Raw genomic sequence first — 18,487 nt, 5'->3', positions numbered from 1 at the left:
GTCTGAACCTGGTTCGATGCCAGTTTTATCTTTGGGGACGCATAATGCCATTTTTGCCCCCAACAGACCATGAATGTTGCACATTAAAACATAACAGCCCGAAACTTTGGATAAAAAAGTGGTCGAACCGCGGAGTTACTTTTTATTTTGCGGCGCGTGCCGCAGCGCGTTTGTGACGAATAAATTCGAAAACCCCAGGCAATATTGAAACAAAAATAATGCCAACAATCATCAGCTTAAGGTTGCTCTGAATGAAGGGGAGCGTGCCGAAGAAATAACCCGCGTAGGTAAAAATCAGTACCCACAACAGTGCGCCGATCACGTTATAAGCGGCGAAATGACGGTACGACATGTGGCCCATTCCCGCAACAAACGGCGCGAACGTTCTGACGATCGGTACAAAACGGGCGAGAATAATCGTTTTGCCGCCATGTCTCTCGTAAAACTGATGAGTCTTATCAAGATAACTGCGACGAAAGATTTTCGAATCCGGGTTACTGAACAGTTTGTCACCAAATAACCGTCCAATGGTATAGTTTACTGCATCACCGACAATAGCGGCAATCAACATAAGCACCACCATCATATGGACATTGAGATCGTTAGTTTCCAGCGACGCCAATGCACCAGCAACAAACAGCAGCGAATCACCAGGCAGGAATGGCGTTACCACCAGCCCCGTTTCGCAGAACAGAATCAAAAACAGAATGGCATAAACCCAGACGCCGTACTCCGCGACCAGCTCTGCCAGATGCACGTCAATGTGCAGGATAAAATCGATGAGGAAATAAATCAGGTCCATATTTGCCTATGCCTTGTACTCGTCATCTTTCAGGCTGTAACTACGTTGGCTACAGCCTGAAATGTTCCGAGCATTATTCTCGTTAGTCCGCCAGAAATAGCGGGCCCATTGGCGGTTTTGGAAGATCATACCGGTCAGGGTAATCCACCGCGACCAGATACAGCCCTTCCGCTTTTGCCGTTGCTGCCGCCAGCGTTCTGTCCTTTGCCGCCAGCAACTCTGCTATCCATCTCTCCGGCTGGTTGTGGGCACCGACTTCCATCAGGCTGCCGACAATATTCCTGACCATATGATGTACAAAGGCATTCGCTTTGATATCTACCACCACATAAGGACCGTGACGCGTGACATTAATATGCATAACGTTGCGCCACGGGGTTCGGGACTGGCACTGCACCGCACGGAACGAGGTGAAATCATTCTCGCCCAGCAAGCATTGCGCAGCCCGATGCATCCGTTCAGCGTCCAGCGGTTCGTAAAAATGGGTTACCCCTTTACTCAATACCGCCGGGCGCAGCCGATGATTGTAGATGATGTAGCGATAACGGCGAGCCGTGGCGCTAAATCGGGCATGAAAATCATCAGGTACAGCTTTAACCCAACGCACGGCGATGTCACCAGGTAAATTCGCATTTACGCCCAAGGTCCACGCCGCGTCTTTGCGCTGCGCGGTTGTTTCGAAATGCACCACCTGCCCGGTACCGTGTACCCCTGCGTCAGTACGCCCGGCGCAGAAGACGGTGATGGGTTCGTTCGCCACCTGGGAGAGCGCCTTTTCCAGCTTCTCCTGCACACTGCGGACTTCATTCTGCCGTTGCCAGCCGTAATACTTACTGCCGTCGTACTCAATGCCCAGCGCAATTTTATAAACTGGCAGTTGTTGCTGGTCGGACATTAGTACAGATACTCCTGCACCAGTTTCTCGGCGATTTTTACTGCCATCAGCGCGCCGCCAAAGCGAACGTTATCGGCCACCGACCAGAACTGGACTTGCTCCGGCATACCGTAGTCATTACGCACGCAGCCAACAGAAAGATGCGGCGTACCCGAAGCATCCCCTACCTGAGTCGGGAATTCGTTCTCTTCAGAGAGCACAATATCTTCGCCCTGAGCAAACGCATCACGCGCTTCTTCTGCCGCCAGCGGACGCAGTGCTTCAAAGTTGACCATCTGGGCATGACCGTAGAATACCGGTGCCTGGACGACGCTTGCCGAAATCATCAGCCCTTCGTCCTGCAGGATTTTGCGTACTTCGTCAACGATACGACGTTCTTCACGCACGCTACCTTCGCTATCCGGCAACAACGGCAGCATATTGAACGCCAGTTGACGACCGAAGAAATCTTCTTCGTCAATCGGAATGCCGTTGAGCAATTTCGCACTCTGCCCCGCTAACGCATCGACCGCTTTTTTGCCCTGGGCGGAGGCTGAAATCAGGCTGGTAACACTGATACGCGACAAACCGCCCTGATCGATTAACGGTTTCAGTGCCGCCAGCAGCTGGCTGGTCAGACTGTCTGGTACGGCGATGACATTCCGGTTGCGGTAATCGGTCAGTACAAACGGGTTTACTTCCGGCACCACCAGCGGTACGTCGGGTTCGAGAGCAAACAGTCCGCTGCTGTCGATCACCAGGCAACCTGAGTTGGTCGCTTCTTCAACCCAGGCAGCGGTAGCTTCTTTGCCTGCGACAAAAAATGCCAGCTGCGCCTGCGTCCAGTCGAATTCAGCGGCATCCTGCACAGTGATTGTTTTACCACCAAAGCGCAGTTGTTCGCCTGCGCTTTCGTTACGTGCCAGTGCATAAATTTCCCCAACCGGGAACTGACGTTCAGCCAGCGTTTCAAGCAGGGCTTCGCCCACAGCGCCAGTTGCGCCCAGGACGGCAATGTTCCAGCCTTCAGACATGGTGGTTTACTCCAGAAATAGCAAAGCTCCCTGCCAATGTTACAGCAGAGAGCATGAAGAAGAGATTAACGTGCCGGATGATGAACGGCGTTAAAACCCAGTTTACACAGCAATGATGCCGCACTGGCGTCATCACAAATTACATACAGAGATGACCATTCACGGCGCTCAAGATAGTTTTTGCGCAGTTTATCGAACTCACCCGGTATCCCGGCGACTTTACGCAGCGGTGCGTCATCGCGGCGCACATCATACACCAAATGCACCAGCCTTTTCAGCGTCGGTTGATCGAGCGGGCCATGCAGCGTAATGCGACCAAACTCTGGCGCGGGCAGTAATGTATCCAGCGCAACGTGCTGTTCATGCCCAATAAACTTGCTATAGGCTTCAAACACTTGCGTAGTACCGCGTGCTTTACCTTCCAGGGTATAACCTGCGATATGCGGCGTGCCGATATCCACTTTTGTCAGCAACTCCACGTTAAGTTCCGGTTCGCCTTCCCAGACATCCAGCACTACGCTTAACTTCTGGCCTTCATTCAGGCAGGTCAGCAACGCAGTATTATCGACGACTGCGCCACGGCAGGCGTTAATCAGAATCGCTCCCGGCTTCAGGCTACGGATCAGTTTTTCATCCGCCAGATGCAGCGTTTTGTACGGCCCATCTTTGAAGAGTGGCGTATGGAAAGTCAGAATATCCGCATGCTGAACTAATTCATCCAGCGAGCGGAAATCACCCTCATCCCCACGGTCAGCGCGAGGCGGATCGCAAAGCAATGTTTTAATCCCTAACGCTTCCAGTCGCGCCTGCAATCGACGTCCAACGTTACCAACGCCCACGATCCCCACCGTACGGTCGTGCAGTGAAAATCCATCGCGTTCGGCAAGCATCAGTAGTGAGGAGAAAACATATTCCACCACCGCAATCGCATTACAGCCAGGTGCAGCGGAAAAACCAATTCCCGCCTGCTTCAACCATGCTTCATCGACATGGTCGGTCCCCGCAGTGGCAGTGCCAACAAATTTAATGGGTTTTCCTGCCAGCAAAGATTCATTCACTTTCGTGACCGAACGCACCATCAGCGCATCCGCGTCTGCCAGTTGAGCGACGGGGATTGGACGCCCGGGAACCGCGGTCACCTCACCCAAACGGCTAAATAAGTCGCGGGCATAAGGCATATTTTCATCAACAAGGATTTTCACGTTTGTGTTACCTGTATGAGACGAGAGTTAACCGGACAAGTGTGCCATAATCTCGCGGCCAGGCATACTTGCGAAGATTTCAGGTATAAGGATACGTAATGATACAACCTATTTCCGGCCCTCCTCCTGGGCAACCACCAGGTCAGGGAGATAACCTGCCGTCTGGCGCGGGCAATCAGCCTTTATCCAGTCAGCAACGTACTTCGCTGGAAAGCTTAATGACGAAAGTGACCTCACTGACGCAACAACAAAGAGCAGAACTGTGGGCGGGTATCAGGCACGATATTGGTCTGTCGGGAGATTCACCGCTGCTTTCGCGTCACTTCCCTGCCGCTGAGCATAATCTGGCGCAACGTCTGCTGGCCGCGCAAAAAAGCCATTCTGCCCGCCAGCTTTTAGCGCAATTAGGGAGTATTTACGTCTGGGGAATAATCGTCAGGCGGTCACGGATTATATCCGTCATAACTTTGGTCAGACGCCGCTGAATCAGCTCTCACCGGAGCAATTAAAAACCATTCTCACCCTGTTGCAGGAAGGGAAGATGGTTATTCCGCAACCACAGCAGCGCGAGGCGACCGACCGTCCTTTATTACCGGCGGAGCACAATGCGCTAAAACAGCTGGTGACCAAACTTGCGGCGGCAACGGGGGAACCCAGCAAACAGATCTGGCAATCGATGCTGGAACTTTCCGGGGTGAACGATGGCGAGTTAATTCCAGCGAAACTGTTTAACCATCTGGTGACCTGGTTGCAGGCGCGCCAGACGTTAAGCCAGCAAAATACGCCGACGCTGGAATCACTACAGATGGCGCTAAAACAACCTTTAGATGCCAGTGAACTGGCAGCGTTATCGGCGTATATCCAGCAAAAATATGGTCTTTCTGCGCAATCATCGCTTTCTTCTGCCCAGGCCGAGGATATTCTTAATCAGCTTTATCAACGGCGGGTTAAAGGGATTGATCCGCGTGATATGCAACCGCTGCTTAATCCTTTTCCACCGATGATGGACACGTTGCAAAATATGGCAACGCGTCCCGCGCTGTGGATACTGTTAGTCGCGATTATCCTGATGCTGGTCTGGCTGGTTCGTTAGCCCCGACGAAATGACAGTATCGTGACAATAATTCCCAGCACCGCAGAGATCGCCCCGGCAAGAAATACCGAAGAGTAACCAAACGTGGTCGCCAGCATTCCCGCCAGCGGCCCGGAGACGCCGAGGGCGATATCCTGAAACGCGGCGTAACCGCCCAGTGCGGTGCCGCGAACTTGTGAGGGGACGCGTTTAACCACCTCCACGCCCAGCGCAGGAAAGATAAGCGAACATCCGGCTCCGGTTAACGCCGCGCCCGCTAATGCGACCCACGCACCTGGGGCTTGCCAGAGCAGCAACAAGCCCACCGTTTCTACAAGCAGAGAGACAATCGCCACTTTCACGCCGCCAAAACGGTCCGGCATCCAGCCAAACATGACGCGCATCACGACAAATGCGCCGCCAAACTCGGTAAGAGTAAAGCCCGCCATCGCCCATCCTTTGCTGGCAAAGTAGAGCGAAACGAAAGTCCCGATAACCGCAAAACCAACGCCTTGTAGTGCCAGCCCTAACCCTGGTTTCCAGATAAACCCGACAACGCTCCACAGCGATGGACGTTCTCCCGCCAGGGCCGGTACTTTGCGCACTGTGCCGTTACAGGCCCACGCCAGTAAGGGTAATACCATTGTGGTGATCGCCAGTGCGGCAAAACCGTAATGGCTATGAATCAACAGGCCAAGCGGAGCACCAACAGCGAGGGCACCGTAAATCGCCATTCCATTCCATGACATCACTTTGCCAGAGTGTTTTGGCCCTACGATGCCTAACCCCCAGGTCAGAGCGCCTGTCAGTAACTGGCTTTCACCAAACCCAAGAATCAAACGCCCGATGACCAACAGGGCAAATTTGAACGGTGCGGAGACAGGCAAAATCGCCGCCAGCAGCAACGCGCCGCCAGCCAGACCACAAGCTAACATCCCCTGAAGCGCCGAACGTTTTGCGCCATATTGATCGGCCAGTCGCCCGGCATAGCCACGCGTCAGCACCGTAGCCAGAAACTGAATCCCGACGGCAATGCCGACCATGGTATTGCCATAGCCCAGTTCATGATGAACAAACAGCGGGATAACCGGCAACGGCAGCCCTACGGTCATGTAGGTGAGAAAAACCGCAAAAGCGATGCGGAAGAGCGAAAAATTGGCAGAAGATCGTGTTTCGGTTTGGCTTACAGCAGTCATGCATTACTCCAGAATGCAGCGCAAGGCGAGGAGTATCCCCGTCTCATCTCTCTGGTTTCAGGGTTACGGTGCGTTGGCAGGATTTAACGCGTACGTCTTTTCAGAAGGAAATCGACAAAGCGGGAAGTTTGCCTGGAACTGGTGGCGATTGTCAATGATGTGAAAAAGGGAACCATCAGGTTCCCTTTTGCGTTAGTGCCGGAGGCCGCATTGGCGCGTAACGTCGGATGCGACGCTGGCGCGTCTTATCCGACCTACTCCGGCCTACTGCGAATTAATCTTTCAGCTTGCGCATTACCAGCGTGGCGTTGGTGCCGCCGAAGCCGAAGCTGTTAGACATAACAGTGGTCAGTTCGCGATCGGTCGTTTCGGTCACGATGTTCAGACCCGCAGCCTGCTCGTCCAGCTCTTCAATGTTGATGCTCGGGGCGATAAAGCCGTGTTCCAGCATCAGCAGAGAGTAGATAGCTTCCTGCACACCCGCAGCGCCCAGTGAGTGACCGGTCATGGCTTTGGTTGCAGAAATCGCCGGGCTCTTATCGCCGAACACTTCACGGATAGCTGCCAGCTCTTTCACGTCGCCAACCGGAGTCGAAGTACCGTGAGAGTTCAGGTAATCGATTGGGGTATCAACGCCATGCATCGCCATCTGCATACAACGTACTGCGCCTTCGCCAGACGGAGCAACCATGTCTGCACCATCAGAGGTTGCGCCGTAGCCAACGATTTCAGCATAGATGTGAGCACCACGCGCCAGCGCGTGTTCCAGCTCTTCAACCACTACCATACCGCCGCCGCCAGCGATAACGAAACCGTCACGGTGAGCGTCGTAAGTACGGGAGGCTTTTTCCGGGGTGTCGTTGTATTTAGTAGACAGCGCACCCATCGCGTCGAATTCGCAGGCCATTTCCCAGCACAGCTCTTCGCCGCCGCCAGCAAACACGATGTCCTGTTTGCCCAGTTGGATCTGCTCTACTGCGTTACCGATACAGTGTGCGGAAGTCGCACACGCGGAGCTGATGGAGTAGTTAACGCCATGAATTTTAAACGGCGTGGCGAGGCAGGCAGAAACGCCGGATGCCATCGCTTTGGTGACCACATACGGGCCAACCGCTTTCAGGCCGCGCGGGCCGCGCATTGCGTCAGCGCCGAATACCTGGAAACGCGGGGAACCGCCGCCAGAACCTGCAATCAGGCCAACGCGCGGGTTATTCTGGTAAGCTTCCGGAGAAAGGCCCGCATCTGCGATTGCCTGCTCCATAGAAAGGAATGCATAAATGGATGCGTCGCTCATAAAGCGCACAACTTTGCGGTCAATGAGGCCAGTGGTATCCAGTTTTACGTTGCCCCAGACGTGGCTACGCATGCCGGAATCCTTCAGCTCCTGAGAGAAAGTGATCCCTGAACGTCCTTCACGCAGAGATGCCAGGACTTCCTGCTGGTTATTACCGATGCTGGAAACAATGCCCAGGCCAGTAATCACTGCACGTTTCATTCAATACCTCTGTAAGTCGCACATAGAGTAAGTTTCGAATGCACAATAGCGTACACTTGTACGCCGAACAAGTCCGATCAGCCATTTAATAGAGAAATTTGCGCAGCCTTACACACATCGCTAAGATCGAGCCACCGCCTGTAAGACGAGTAACTTACGTGAAACACTACTCCATACAACCTGCCAACCTCGAATTTAATGCTGAGGGTACACCTGTTTCCCGAGATTTTGACGATGTCTATTTTTCCAACGATAACGGGCTGGAAGAGACGCGTTATGTTTTTCTGGGAGGCAACCAATTAGAGGTACGCTTTCCTGAGCATCCACATCCTCTGTTTGTGGTAGCAGAGAGCGGCTTCGGCACCGGATTAAACTTCCTGACGCTATGGCAGGCATTTGATCAGTTTCGCGAAGCGCATCCGCAAGCGCAATTACAACGCTTACATTTCATTAGTTTTGAGAAATTTCCCCTCACCCGTGCGGATTTAGCCTTAGCGCATCAACACTGGCCGGAACTGGCTCCGTGGGCAGAACAACTTCAGGCGCAGTGGCCAATGCCCTTGCCCGGTTGCCATCGTTTATTGCTCAATGAAGGCCGCGTGACGCTGGATTTATGGTTTGGCGATATTAACGAACTGACCAGCCAACTGGACGATTCGCTAAATCAAAAAGTAGATGCCTGGTTTCTGGACGGCTTTGCGCCAGCTAAAAACCCGGATATGTGGACGCAAAATCTGTTTAACGCCATGGCAAGGTTGGCGCGTCCAGGCGGCACGCTGGCGACATTTACGTCTGCCGGTTTTGTCCGCCGCGGTTTGCAGGAAGCCGGATTCACGATGCAAAAACGTAAGGGCTTTGGGCGCAAACGGGAAATGCTTTGTGGGGTGATGGAACAGACATTACCACTCCCCTGCTCCACGCCGTGGTTTAATCGTACGGGCAGCAGCAAACGGGAAGTAGCGATTATCGGCGGTGGTATTGCCAGCGCGTTGTTGTCGCTGGCGTTATTACGGCGCGGCTGGCAGGTAGCGCTTTATTGCGCGGATGAAGCCCCCGCGCTGGGTGCTTCCGGCAATCGCCAGGGGGCGCTGTATCCGTTATTAAGCAAACACGATGAGGCGCTAAACCGCTTTTTCTCTAATGCGTTTACTTTTGCTCGTCGGTTTTACGACCAATTACCCGTTAAATTTGATCATGACTGGTGCGGCGTCACGCAGTTAGGCTGGGATGAGAAAAGCCAGCATAAAATCGCACAGATGTTGTCAATGGATTTACCCGCAGAACTGGCTGTAGCCGTTGAGGCAAATGCGGTTGAACAAATTACGGGCGTTGCGACAAATTGCAGCGGCATTACTTATCCGCAAGGTGGTTGGCTGTGCCCAGCAGAACTGACCCGTAATGTGCTGGAACTGGCGCAACAGCAGGGTTTGCAGATTTATTATCAATATCAGTTACAGAATTTATCCCGTAAGGATGACTGTTGGTTGTTGAATTTTGCAGGAGATCAGCAAGCAACACACAGCGTAGTGGTACTGGCGAACGGGCATCAAATCAGCCGTTTCAGCCAAACGTCGACTCTCCCGGTGTATTCGGTTGCCGGGCAGGTCAGCCATATTCCGACAACGCCGGAACTGGCAGAGCTGAAGCAGGTGCTGTGCTATGACGGTTATCTCACGCCACAAAATCCGGCGAATCAACATCATTGTATTGGTGCCAGTTATCATCGCGGCAGCGAAGATACGGCGTACAGTGAGGACGATCAGCAGCAGAATCGCCAGCGGTTGATTGATTGTTTCCCGCAGGCACAGTGGGCAAAAGAGGTTGATGTCAGTGATAAAGAGGCGCGCTGCGGTGTGCGTTGTGCCACCCGCGATCATCTGCCAATGGTAGGCAATGTTCCCGATTATGAGGCAACACTCGTGGAATATGCGTCGTTGGCGGAGCAGAAAGATGAGGCGGTAAGCGCGCCGGTTTTTGACGATCTCTTTATGTTTGCGGCTTTAGGTTCTCGCGGTTTGTGTTCTGCCCCGCTGTGTGCCGAGATTCTGGCGGCGCAGATGAGCGACGAACCGATTCCGATGGATGCCAGTACGCTGACGGCGTTAAACCCGAATCGGTTATGGGTGCGGAAATTGTTGAAGGGTAAAGCGGTTAAGGCGGGGTAATCTGCTCTCGCAGTGTTTGCCGGATGCGGCGTGAACGCCTTATCCGACCTACGTGTGACGTGTAGGCCTGATAAGACGCGATAAGCGTCGCATCAGGCATGGTGCTCCAGACGCCGCAACTTACTGCTGTGACGCCTGCTGAAACAGGTTTTCCCACATATCGGTCACCAGCGCCTGGTCACGCGGCGACAATTCACCGGCACCAATGGCTTTTTCCAGACTCTGGCTAACGGTCGTATGCACCGCCTGAGCGGAGTGGTCATCACCACTTTCCAGTTCTGCGATGGCTAATGTCAGGTGGCCACGCAAATACCCACTGGCAAACAACTCATCATCACTGGCATGGTCAACCATGCCGTCGATTAATGCCAGAATGCGTGATTCAAACTCCGCGATCATCTTCTTTCCTCATTGTAAAACGTGGCACCGGCTTCAGTTGAGCGCTTCCGGCCACGGGAACTGTTCCGCCGTAAGTTCCGGCGTGTGATAATAATTTTGTAGTGCTTTAATGAAGCGTGCCGGACGCTCGGGAATGCCATTTGTCAGATAATCCATCACCTGCGCATGTACCCGCCGTTGAAACACAACACGATCCGGTTCGAAGTCGCCTTCCAGATTGTCGCAACTGACGTTAAACGGATATCCCGCCGCCACACAGAACAACCAGTCGAGTGCCTGCGGCTTCACTTCAACATCTTCAAACTGGCTTTGCGTTTGGGCATCACGCCCATCCGGGCAATACCAGTAGCCGAAATCAACCAGCTCACGGCGCGCTTTTCCGGCAATACACCAGTGCGAAATCTCATGAATTGCGCTGGCATAAAAGCCGTGGGCAAAGACAATTCGGTTATACGGTACTTCCGCATCAGCAGGAAGATAGATCGGTTCGTCGTCGCCTTTAATCAGACGGGTATTAAATTCATCGGCAAAGCAGCTATTAAAAATTTCAATCAACTGCTCATAGTGGTGTGTACTGTTCATTAGTTCATCCCCAACCAGTGGAGGATCTCCTGTCCGTGGCTATCGTAAAGTAATTTGGCACTCATCACCGCCGAGACGATAACAATCATCGGGCGGATCAGCTTTTGTCCTTTGCTCAACACCAGCCGTGAACCCATGCGCGCGCCGAGGAACTGCCCCACCAGCATGACAAAGCCCGTCGCCCAAATCACTTTGCCGCCGAGAATAAACAGCAGCAGACCGCCAATGTTTGACGTTGCGTTGAGTAATTTGGCGTGAGCCGTGGCTTTGGCGAGGTTGAATCCGCACAGCGTAACGAAGGCCAGCGCGTAAAACGATCCGGCAGCCGGGCCAAAGAATCCGTCATAAAAACCGACGCAGCCACCGGCAATTAACGCGAAGGGTAAACCGTACATCCGGCGCTGGCGATCTTCTTCACCCAGCTTTGGCATCAGCAAGAAATAGAGGCCGATACAAATCACCAGAATGGGCAAAATCTGCCGTAAGACATCAGCCTGAACGTACTGTACCAACAGTGCGCCGCTCATTGAGCCGACAAAGGTCATGGCAATATTGAGTTTCTGATCGCTTAAACTAACCACTTTGCGGCGAATAAAGTAGATAGTGGCGGAAATAGAGCCGCCGCAGGCTTGCAGTTTATTGGTTGCCAGCGCGTTAGCGGGAGACATTCCCGCAGCCATCAATGCCGGAATGGTGAGTAACCCACCGCCACCGGCAATCGAGTCGATAAATCCCGCCAGCATGGCGACAAAAAAGAGAACTCCCAGCAACAGCGGGGAAACCATAAACAGGCTATTAAACGTTTCCATTAGATCACGTGCTCATCCAGTAGCGCCTGGCAGGAAGGCGGCAACGGAGGCGGTGTCTTCTTCTCAGGCTTTGTTGTTCCCGGTTTTAGAGGTGCAAACCAGCTTTGCAGTTCTGCCCCGCAACCATCGCCTGATGGCGGTAAAGGTTGATCTTCACACTCCAGACTATCGGCAGGGCAACGTAATCGTACATGCATATGCGCGCGATGCTGGAACCAGGGTCGCACTTTGCGCAACCAGTCGCGATCGGTGCCCGCATCAAGGCAAAGTTGTTGTTTAATCGCCGGATTAACAAAAATGCGCGTGACGTCTTTGTCCTGGGCAGCGAGTTTGATCAAGCTGAAAATTTCTGGCTTCCACAGCGTGGAGACAACGTGTTTACCGTCGCGGGAAACTAAGTCCAGTGCTTGCGGGCGCAAGAGCTGCGCGGAGGTCCAGCGAGTTTTCGGCAGTTGCAGAAAGATATCGACATCCAGTCCGGTCTGGTGGCTGGCATGACCGCCGTTGAAACGCCCACCAGCGGGCATCCCCATATCGCCAATCAGCACCGTACCCATGCCCAGATTGCTCACCTGGCTACTCAGACGCTGGATAAACATCACCAGATCCGGGTGACCGAAATAGCGACGCTGATCGGTACGCATGACCTGATAATGTTCGGACTGTATCGGCAACGTGTCAGCGCCGACAATACAGCCATTAGAAAAACTGCCTATCGATTGTGCGCTACCCGGCACAGGTTGGGTTATTTTTTGCCACGGCGTCGCTGCCAGGCTAGCGCTACTGGCAAGCAGAGCCAGCAGCGCAATCGCGGTTTTGTTCATTTTTTACCAGCGTGGAATATCAGTCTTCACATCGGCATTTTGCGCCCGCTGCCGTAACAGGTGATCCATTAAAACGATCGCCAGCATCGCTTCAGCGATCGGCACTGCACGGATCCCGACACAGGGATCGTGACGGCCTTTGGTGATCATCTCAACTTCTTCGCCAAAGCGGTTAATAGTGCGCCCCGGCACGGTAATGCTGGAGGTCGGTTTCAGCGCCATATGAGCAATGATTTGCTGCCCGCTGCTGATACCGCCGAGAATGCCGCCCGCATGGTTGCTCTGGAAACCGTCTTTGGTGATTTCGTCGCGGTTCTGGCTGCCGCGCAGCGCCACTACGTCAAAACCGTCGCCAATTTCCACGCCTTTCACCGCGTTGATGCTCATCAGCGCATGGGCGATGTCGGCATCCAGGCGGTCAAAGACCGGCTCGCCAAGTCCGGCGGGGACACCACTGGCAACAACGGTGACTTTCGCGCCGATGGAGTCGCCCTCTTTTTTCAGCGCGCGCATCAGTTCATCTAACGCGTCGATTTTGTCCGGGTCCGGGCAGAAGAACGGATTTTGTTCAACCAGCGACCAGTCTTTGATTTCCAGCGGAATGTCGCCCATCTGGGTCAAGCAGCCGCGGATTTCAATACCAAATTTCTCGGCGAGATATTTTTTGGCAATCGCCCCTGCCGCCACGCGCATGGCGGTTTCGCGGGCGGAAGAACGTCCACCGCCGCGATAATCGCGCAGACCGTATTTTTGTTCGTAGGTGTAATCAGCATGGCCTGGGCGGAAAACGTCTTTAATTGCGCTGTAATCCTGAGAGCGCTGGTCAGTGTTTTCGATCAACAAGCCAATGCTGGTGCCAGTAGTAACGCCTTCAAAAACACCGGAGAGAATTTTGACCTGATCCGGCTCGCGGCGCTGGGTGGTATAGCGCGATGTCCCAGGGCGACGACGGTCGAGGTCATGTTGCAGGTCCGCTTCCGTCAGCGGAATGCCTGGCGGAACACCATCGACGATGCAGCCGAGCGCCAGCCCATGCGATTCGCCGAAGGTGGTTACGCGAAAGAGTTGTCCAATTGTGTTTCCAGCCATCACGGCTCCGTTATTGTTGTGTTTGCGTGTTTACTTAATCTTTATAAATCGCGAAATATTCACGGGCCGCCAGCAGCTGCTCTTTGGTGAGCATAAACACACCATCGCCGCCGTTATCAAACTCCAGCCAGGTGAACGGAACATCCGGATATTGTTCCATAAGATGTACCATGCTGTTGCCGACTTCACAAATCAACACGCCATCATCAGCAAGGTAATCTGCCGCGTTTCCAAGAATGCGACGCGTCAGTTTAAGGCCGTCGGTGCCAGATGCCAGGCCCAGTTCCGGCTCGTGACGGTATTCGTTTGGCAGGTCGGACATATCTTCCGCGTCGACATACGGCGGGTTAGTGACAATCAGATCGTACTGCACTTTCGGCAAATCACGGAACAGATCGGAACGAATCGGAATGACGTTGTGGATCAGACCGTGTTCTTCGATGTTCTGTTCGGCAACCGCCAGCGCGTCGGGAGAGATATCTACCGCGTCGACTTCCGCTTCCGGGAAGGCATAAGCACAGGCAATGGCGATGCAGCCGCTACCGGTACACATATCTAAAATATGCTGCGGTTGCTTGCTAATGAGTCCGGCAAATTTATTGTTGATCAGTTCACCAATCGGCGAGCGCGGCACCAGCACGCGTTCATCGACGTAAAATTCATGACCGCAGAACCAGGCTTTGTTGGTCAGGTAAGCCACCGGAATGCGCTCGTTGACGCGGCGGATCACGCGTTCAACAATACGGTGTTTTTCGCTGGAGGTCAGACGCGCGGTGCGCATATCTTCCGGGATATCCAGCGGCAGGTAGAGCGATGGTAACACCAGCTGTACGGCTTCATCCCACGGGTTATCGGTGCCGTGACCGTACCAGATATTTGCCGCGCTGAAGCGGCTTACCGACCAGCGCAACATGTCCTGAATGGTTTGCAGCTCATTTACTGCTTCATCAACGAAAATTTTATCCACGTATTCCTCCAGGGCATGATCGCAATAATTTCGGCGGCTAGTTTGCCATGAAGATGACGATAAATCAGCATTCACGCGCGGTGAGTGAGGAAAAATACGTTTAAAACGATCGATTGTGCTACGAGTCGGGTAAACTGTAGGAAAATTAGAAATAGAGACAGATAAATGAAAAAGAAAACAACACTTAGCGAGGAGGACCAGGCTCTGTTTCGCCAGTTGATGGCGGGGACTCGCAAGATTAAGCAGGACACGATTGTCCACCGACCGCAGCGTAAAAAAATCAGCGAAGTGCCGGTGAAACGCTTGATCCAGGAGCAGGCTGATGCCAGCCATTATTTCTCCGATGAGTTTCAGCCGTTATTAAATACCGAAGGTCCGGTGAAATATGTTCGCCCGGATGTCAGCCATTTTGAGGCGAAGAAACTGCGCCGCGGCGATTATTCACCGGAATTGTTTTTGGATTTACACGGTCTGACGCAGCTGCAGGCCAAGCAGGAACTGGGCGCGTTGATTGCCGCCTGTCGCCGCGAACATGTGTTTTGTGCCTGCGTGATGCATGGGCACGGGAAGCATATTTTGAAGCAACAAACACCGCTGTGGCTGGCACAACATCCGCATGTGATGGCATTTCACCAGGCACCGAAAGAGTACGGCGGTGATGCGGCTTTGTTGGTGTTGATTGAAGTGGAAGAGTGGTTGCCGCCGGAGTTGCCCTGAATGCTGGCAGCAAATGCCGGAGCAGCGTAAACGCCTTATCCGGCCTACAAATATGTGATAATTCAATAAATTGCAATTCACTTCGTAGGCCTGATAAGACGCATCAGAGCAATACTACGAACTACAGTTCATTCAATACATACTGAAAACGACACGTCGAATCAATCGGTTGCCCACTACTGGTATTCACATTCACCACAATATCGTGTAGTACTTTATCCGTTACCGGATGACGAGTTGGCGTAACCGTTACCGTTGATTTATCACAACCGTAAGAGGTAAAGGTTAACAATTCTGATACCGCGCGGCAGTATGCTCCTCTGCCATCATTATCAGAAAAATTACTGCCATCACAGAGTCTGCCGCCTTCCATCAGGTAGGTCGAAAGCGTGGTGGTCACTGTTGACCCCGTGGACTGAATTCGTAACGCCTTATTATGGCTGACATAATTTTCACTCCAGGAGATATCGTATGAAGTGACCGGTATCGTTGGGCATATTGTGTTATGCACTGTAGGGGCCGTATAGCTTCCAAATCCGGGTAAATCTGTATAGGAATAAAAGGATGCGATCCAAGGGCAACCATAATCATCAGATGCAACGGTAATTTTAAACGTCATATATGCACAACGAAAAATTTTCGTATCTATGCCAGGGCAATTTGAGTTATTAATTGTATCAAAGTCAGTCAGTACCAAAGTTGGAGCTGAACCCGACCCAGACCAGGAAATAACCCGCAACGTATCGCCTTTATACGCAAAAGAATCATATTTCCCATATGTAACCTCCTTTGGCGTTATCACCGTAACATTGAAAACACTGCTCGCTACAGCACCGGTTACCTTGTCCATGGCATAATAAACTCTCACACTGTCAAAACTCGCACTCATAAGTTTATCTCCAGCATAACTCTTAGATGCGCCGACAACACTCAGAACGAGCAGCATTAGGCTCGCGAAAATTATGGTCCATTTTTTCATTTCAGAAATACTCAAAGGTTGCCGTCACTGTGGCACTAAAGTCTCCGGACGTTACATCTCGCCCGCTCTTTGCCTGTAACCAGGTATTAAAATTTAGGCTGTTATTTCCCTGATTCAGCGGGAGCGTGACGCCTGTTGTATTGTTGATTGGCACCGATGTGCCTGCCGCAGTTTCAATACCAATCCCAGCGCCGGATGCTGATGACGAGGAGTCAAAGGCCAGAAAGCCGGGTAGAGCACTATCTTCTGTTCCTGTCAACGTTACTTTGACATTAAACAATGTAGAACTATGACAATCTTTCAATTGAAACACCAATGGCACTCGCTCTGACTGCCCAAGGTTCATTAAATCGCTGGCGGCAATGGCAGGAAAATGTACTTCTGCCAACTGGCTACCATTAATCACTGGCGTACACGATTTACTGATTAAATTGCCGGTAAAGTGCAAATTATCTCCTGCTATTGTGGTTCCACTGCCCAGCAACATCAGGCTACTAATAAAAAACAACGTACGCTTTTTCTTCATTGGTAATCTACCTGTAACGTGGCCCAGGCCTCAAAGTCCGCCTCTGGCAGAACGACACCACTCTTTTTTACTGGCACAGCCGTTAACACCGGTAAATCGGTTTCATTCACCATAAGTGGCGTATTGATCGTAAAACTCTGCCCTGCCTGTTTGAGCTGAATGCCTAAACCAGTGATATTGCTGCTTACTGCAGCATTATCAAAATCGCTTAGTGTGCCACTCCAGCTCAAGGTCATTTCCATTAATGGGTCGCGAACCGCCGTATCGCAGGTAATGGAATACGGCACGGTTTGCTCATAATTGCTGCCATTAATGTCATCAATAAGCACATCCTGAAAAGTTATTTCAATGGTTTGAGCGTTGCTAATCGTGCAGTTAGGCGGCTGCACTAAATAACCGTGAAAAGAGACGTTTGAGAGTGCCATCGAGCAAAAGCCCCACAGCAAAATAAGCGAGATCCGTTTCATTGGTAATCCACCACAATTGTGGCACTGGCGTTAAATTCAGCTGCCGCTAACGTTGTACCACTCTGTTTCACCGGCACAGCTTCCAGAACGGGAACTCCCGAGGAAAAATTAAATGGCAACCATGAGCCAGAGGTTAAGTCGAGTATTGTGTGATCACTACTTTTCTGAACCCGAATACCAAACCCAGGAATACCCGTGCTGATAACTGTTTCACCGTTAATCACGACCGTTGTCGCCTGCATCTGTAGACGCAGGTCATCCATTGCCAGATTGTTACAAACAAGCGAGTAGTCAATGGGACGTTTATAATCAACCCCATTGATCTTATTAATGAATACATTACCAAACTCAACTGCCGCACCATTTACCGTACAAGGAGGAGGGGCATCGACAAGCACCCGTAAATTCATACTTACTGACTTACTCGCTGCAACTGCAAAGCCGCTACCAACACAACATATCAGTAACCCAGTTACCGCCCAGACAGAACAAGATCCTTTCATACTGGCTCTCCCGGCCTCAGCCTTTGCGGCTCTGCTCTTCATCGACCTGGCAACTGTTACCGTTGCAAGTGAAAAAGAGCGGCATCCGAGCGCCATAGTCGTTGACATAGGTCAGTACCGGCACGCTACCCATCTTCACATTCAGCGGTGCAGAGGTTTTCGGCGACATCACTATTGGCGAGAAACCGGCTGCAGGATTGCCATTTTTCTGTGTGCTGGCATTACTGAAAATGACGTAATACGGCGTCGGGTTATTGACGGTAAATTCCTGACCGTTGCGGGTTAAAGTAACCTTATATTGCCAGGGGTTTTTCATGCTGACGTTCTCCAGCGCCTTCGGTCGCCAGAACAACTTAATACGCGTTTGTAGTGCTATTTGCAGCGTGTTGGCTTTGTTTGATTTTGGCGGGATCTCACGCACGTTGAAGTAGAACAGGCTTTCACGATCGGCAGGCAATTTGTTGATATCCGGCATTCCCTGCACTTTTACCTGCCCGTTCATCATTGAATCGATGCGTTGCACCGGTGGCAGAACAGTTAACGGTGAACTGATCTTGTTACCCTTTTCATCTTCGATCCAGCTTTGGGCCAGATAAGGCAGTTTCGGATCGTTATTGCGCAACGTCACGCTGATTGATTTGTCGCTTTCATTAAATATCAAACGGGTACGATCTGGCGTTACAGAAGCCTGGGCGACAAACTAGCAGCGCTAAGCAGTAACGCTAGCGTCGTAGCACCCAATTTGGCAGAGCAAAGTAAATCAGACATGGATCATTCCTTAATCA

The 18,487-nt window shown here is 52.1% G+C and carries 18 protein-coding genes and 2 pseudogenes; 3 read left to right on the top strand and 17 right to left on the bottom strand.

Features of this window, described 5'->3' with window-relative positions; all coding sequences use genetic code 11:
- Nucleotides 1-142 precede the first annotated feature (142 nt).
- The 4 genes from C1P89_RS02315 to pdxB all read right to left on the bottom strand — a co-directional run bounded on the left by C1P89_RS02315 (nt 143) and on the right by pdxB (nt 3,912).
- On the bottom strand, nt 143-802 hold the full coding sequence (locus C1P89_RS02315) for a DedA family protein (RefSeq protein WP_000364331.1): 660 nt from the start codon (nt 800-802) through the stop codon (nt 143-145).
- 82 nt (nt 803-884) lie between these two features.
- Entirely contained in the window at nt 885-1,697 is an 813-nt protein-coding gene (gene truA / locus C1P89_RS02310) for a tRNA pseudouridine(38-40) synthase TruA (RefSeq protein WP_001283580.1), read from the bottom strand.
- Complete coding sequence (locus C1P89_RS02305) at nt 1,697-2,710, bottom strand: aspartate-semialdehyde dehydrogenase (RefSeq protein ID WP_001289165.1); 1,014 nt, start codon at nt 2,708-2,710, stop codon at nt 1,697-1,699. The genes truA and C1P89_RS02305 overlap by 1 nt, the downstream gene beginning before the upstream one ends.
- A gap of 65 nt (nt 2,711-2,775) precedes the next feature.
- A complete protein-coding gene (gene pdxB / locus C1P89_RS02300; RefSeq protein WP_000699121.1) occupies nt 2,776-3,912 on the bottom strand; it encodes a 4-phosphoerythronate dehydrogenase PdxB in 1,137 nt (378 codons plus the stop codon).
- A 98-nt stretch (nt 3,913-4,010) separates the two neighbouring features.
- Between pdxB and flk the strand changes: the two are divergent.
- Nucleotides 4,011-5,005 (top strand): annotated as a pseudogene (gene flk, locus C1P89_RS25735) (flagella biosynthesis regulator Flk).
- On the opposite strand, the gene C1P89_RS02285 reads toward flk, so the two are convergent.
- Together C1P89_RS02285 and fabB are read right to left on the bottom strand one after the other, a co-directional pair.
- Nucleotides 5,002-6,180, bottom strand: coding sequence for an MFS transporter (locus C1P89_RS02285; RefSeq protein ID WP_000127773.1), 1,179 nt, complete (start codon nt 6,178-6,180; stop codon nt 5,002-5,004). The pseudogene flk and the gene C1P89_RS02285 sit on opposite strands and share 4 nt — an antisense overlap.
- Nucleotides 6,181-6,454: 274 nt before the next feature.
- Complete coding sequence (gene fabB / locus C1P89_RS02280) at nt 6,455-7,675, bottom strand: beta-ketoacyl-ACP synthase I (RefSeq protein WP_000817183.1); 1,221 nt, start codon at nt 7,673-7,675, stop codon at nt 6,455-6,457.
- A gap of 158 nt (nt 7,676-7,833) precedes the next feature.
- Here fabB and mnmC point away from each other — a divergent pair, with 158 nt between their 5' ends.
- Nucleotides 7,834-9,840: a bifunctional tRNA (5-methylaminomethyl-2-thiouridine)(34)-methyltransferase MnmC2/FAD-dependent 5-carboxymethylaminomethyl-2-thiouridine(34) oxidoreductase MnmC1 gene (gene mnmC / locus C1P89_RS02275; protein WP_000683819.1), complete on the top strand. Its 2,007-nt coding sequence runs from the start codon at nt 7,834-7,836 to the stop codon at nt 9,838-9,840.
- A gap of 120 nt (nt 9,841-9,960) precedes the next feature.
- On the opposite strand, the gene C1P89_RS02270 is transcribed toward mnmC, so the two are convergent.
- From C1P89_RS02270 to prmB, 6 genes are read right to left on the bottom strand one after another with little or no spacing between them, the layout of a single operon-like run.
- Nucleotides 9,961-10,239 carry a YfcL family protein gene (locus C1P89_RS02270; protein ID WP_000559764.1) on the bottom strand — a complete coding sequence of 93 codons (279 nt, stop codon included), beginning with the start codon at nt 10,237-10,239 and terminating at the stop codon, nt 9,961-9,963.
- Between the two features lie 33 nt (nt 10,240-10,272).
- On the bottom strand, nt 10,273-10,821 hold the full coding sequence (gene epmC, locus C1P89_RS02265) for an elongation factor P hydroxylase (RefSeq protein ID WP_001089241.1): 549 nt from the start codon (nt 10,819-10,821) through the stop codon (nt 10,273-10,275).
- Nucleotides 10,821-11,630 (bottom strand): sulfite exporter TauE/SafE family protein, encoded by an 810-nt coding sequence (locus C1P89_RS02260; protein WP_000447361.1) that lies wholly within the window; start codon nt 11,628-11,630, stop codon nt 10,821-10,823. The genes epmC and C1P89_RS02260 overlap by 1 nt, the downstream gene beginning before the upstream one ends.
- Complete coding sequence (mepA, locus tag C1P89_RS02255) at nt 11,630-12,454, bottom strand: penicillin-insensitive murein endopeptidase (RefSeq protein ID WP_001043823.1); 825 nt, start codon at nt 12,452-12,454, stop codon at nt 11,630-11,632. Before mepA ends, C1P89_RS02260 begins: the two co-directional genes overlap by 1 nt.
- Nucleotides 12,455-12,457: 3 nt before the next feature.
- Nucleotides 12,458-13,543 carry a chorismate synthase gene (aroC, locus tag C1P89_RS02250; RefSeq protein WP_000918470.1) on the bottom strand — a complete coding sequence of 362 codons (1,086 nt, stop codon included), beginning with the start codon at nt 13,541-13,543 and terminating at the stop codon, nt 12,458-12,460.
- 34 nt (nt 13,544-13,577) lie between these two features.
- Complete coding sequence (gene prmB / locus C1P89_RS02245; RefSeq protein ID WP_001295704.1) at nt 13,578-14,510, bottom strand: 50S ribosomal protein L3 N(5)-glutamine methyltransferase; 933 nt, start codon at nt 14,508-14,510, stop codon at nt 13,578-13,580.
- A 165-nt stretch (nt 14,511-14,675) separates the two neighbouring features.
- On the opposite strand from prmB, the gene smrB reads away from it, so the two are divergent.
- Nucleotides 14,676-15,227, top strand: coding sequence for an endonuclease SmrB (gene smrB, locus C1P89_RS02240; protein ID WP_000730806.1), 552 nt, complete (start codon nt 14,676-14,678; stop codon nt 15,225-15,227).
- A 121-nt stretch (nt 15,228-15,348) separates the two neighbouring features.
- Here smrB and C1P89_RS02235 read toward each other — a convergent pair whose 3' ends face one another.
- The 5 genes and pseudogenes from C1P89_RS02235 to C1P89_RS02210 all read right to left on the bottom strand — a co-directional run bounded on the left by C1P89_RS02235 (nt 15,349) and on the right by C1P89_RS02210 (nt 18,470).
- A complete protein-coding gene (locus C1P89_RS02235) occupies nt 15,349-16,221 on the bottom strand; it encodes a StfH/YfcO family fimbrial adhesin (protein ID WP_075287034.1) in 873 nt (290 codons plus the stop codon).
- Nucleotides 16,208-16,732, bottom strand: a complete 525-nt coding sequence (locus tag C1P89_RS02230) for a fimbrial protein (RefSeq protein WP_000730291.1) — start codon at nt 16,730-16,732, stop codon at nt 16,208-16,210. The genes C1P89_RS02235 and C1P89_RS02230 overlap by 14 nt, the downstream gene beginning before the upstream one ends.
- Complete coding sequence (locus tag C1P89_RS02225) at nt 16,729-17,199, bottom strand: fimbrial protein (RefSeq protein WP_000822647.1); 471 nt, start codon at nt 17,197-17,199, stop codon at nt 16,729-16,731. The genes C1P89_RS02230 and C1P89_RS02225 overlap by 4 nt, the downstream gene beginning before the upstream one ends.
- Entirely contained in the window at nt 17,196-17,744 is a 549-nt protein-coding gene (locus C1P89_RS02215; RefSeq protein WP_000842082.1) for a fimbrial protein, read from the bottom strand. Before C1P89_RS02215 ends, C1P89_RS02225 begins: the two co-directional genes overlap by 4 nt.
- Nucleotides 17,719-18,470 (bottom strand): annotated as a pseudogene (locus C1P89_RS02210) (fimbria/pilus periplasmic chaperone). The gene C1P89_RS02215 and the pseudogene C1P89_RS02210 overlap by 26 nt, the downstream one beginning before the upstream one ends.
- Between the last annotated feature and the right edge of the window lie 17 nt (nt 18,471-18,487).

The organism is Shigella sonnei (assembly GCF_002950395.1).
GTDB lineage: Bacteria > Pseudomonadota > Gammaproteobacteria > Enterobacterales > Enterobacteriaceae > ECMA0423.
The sequence above is the reverse complement of the archived record's forward strand: the minus strand, read 5'-3'. Positions and strand labels throughout refer to the sequence as shown.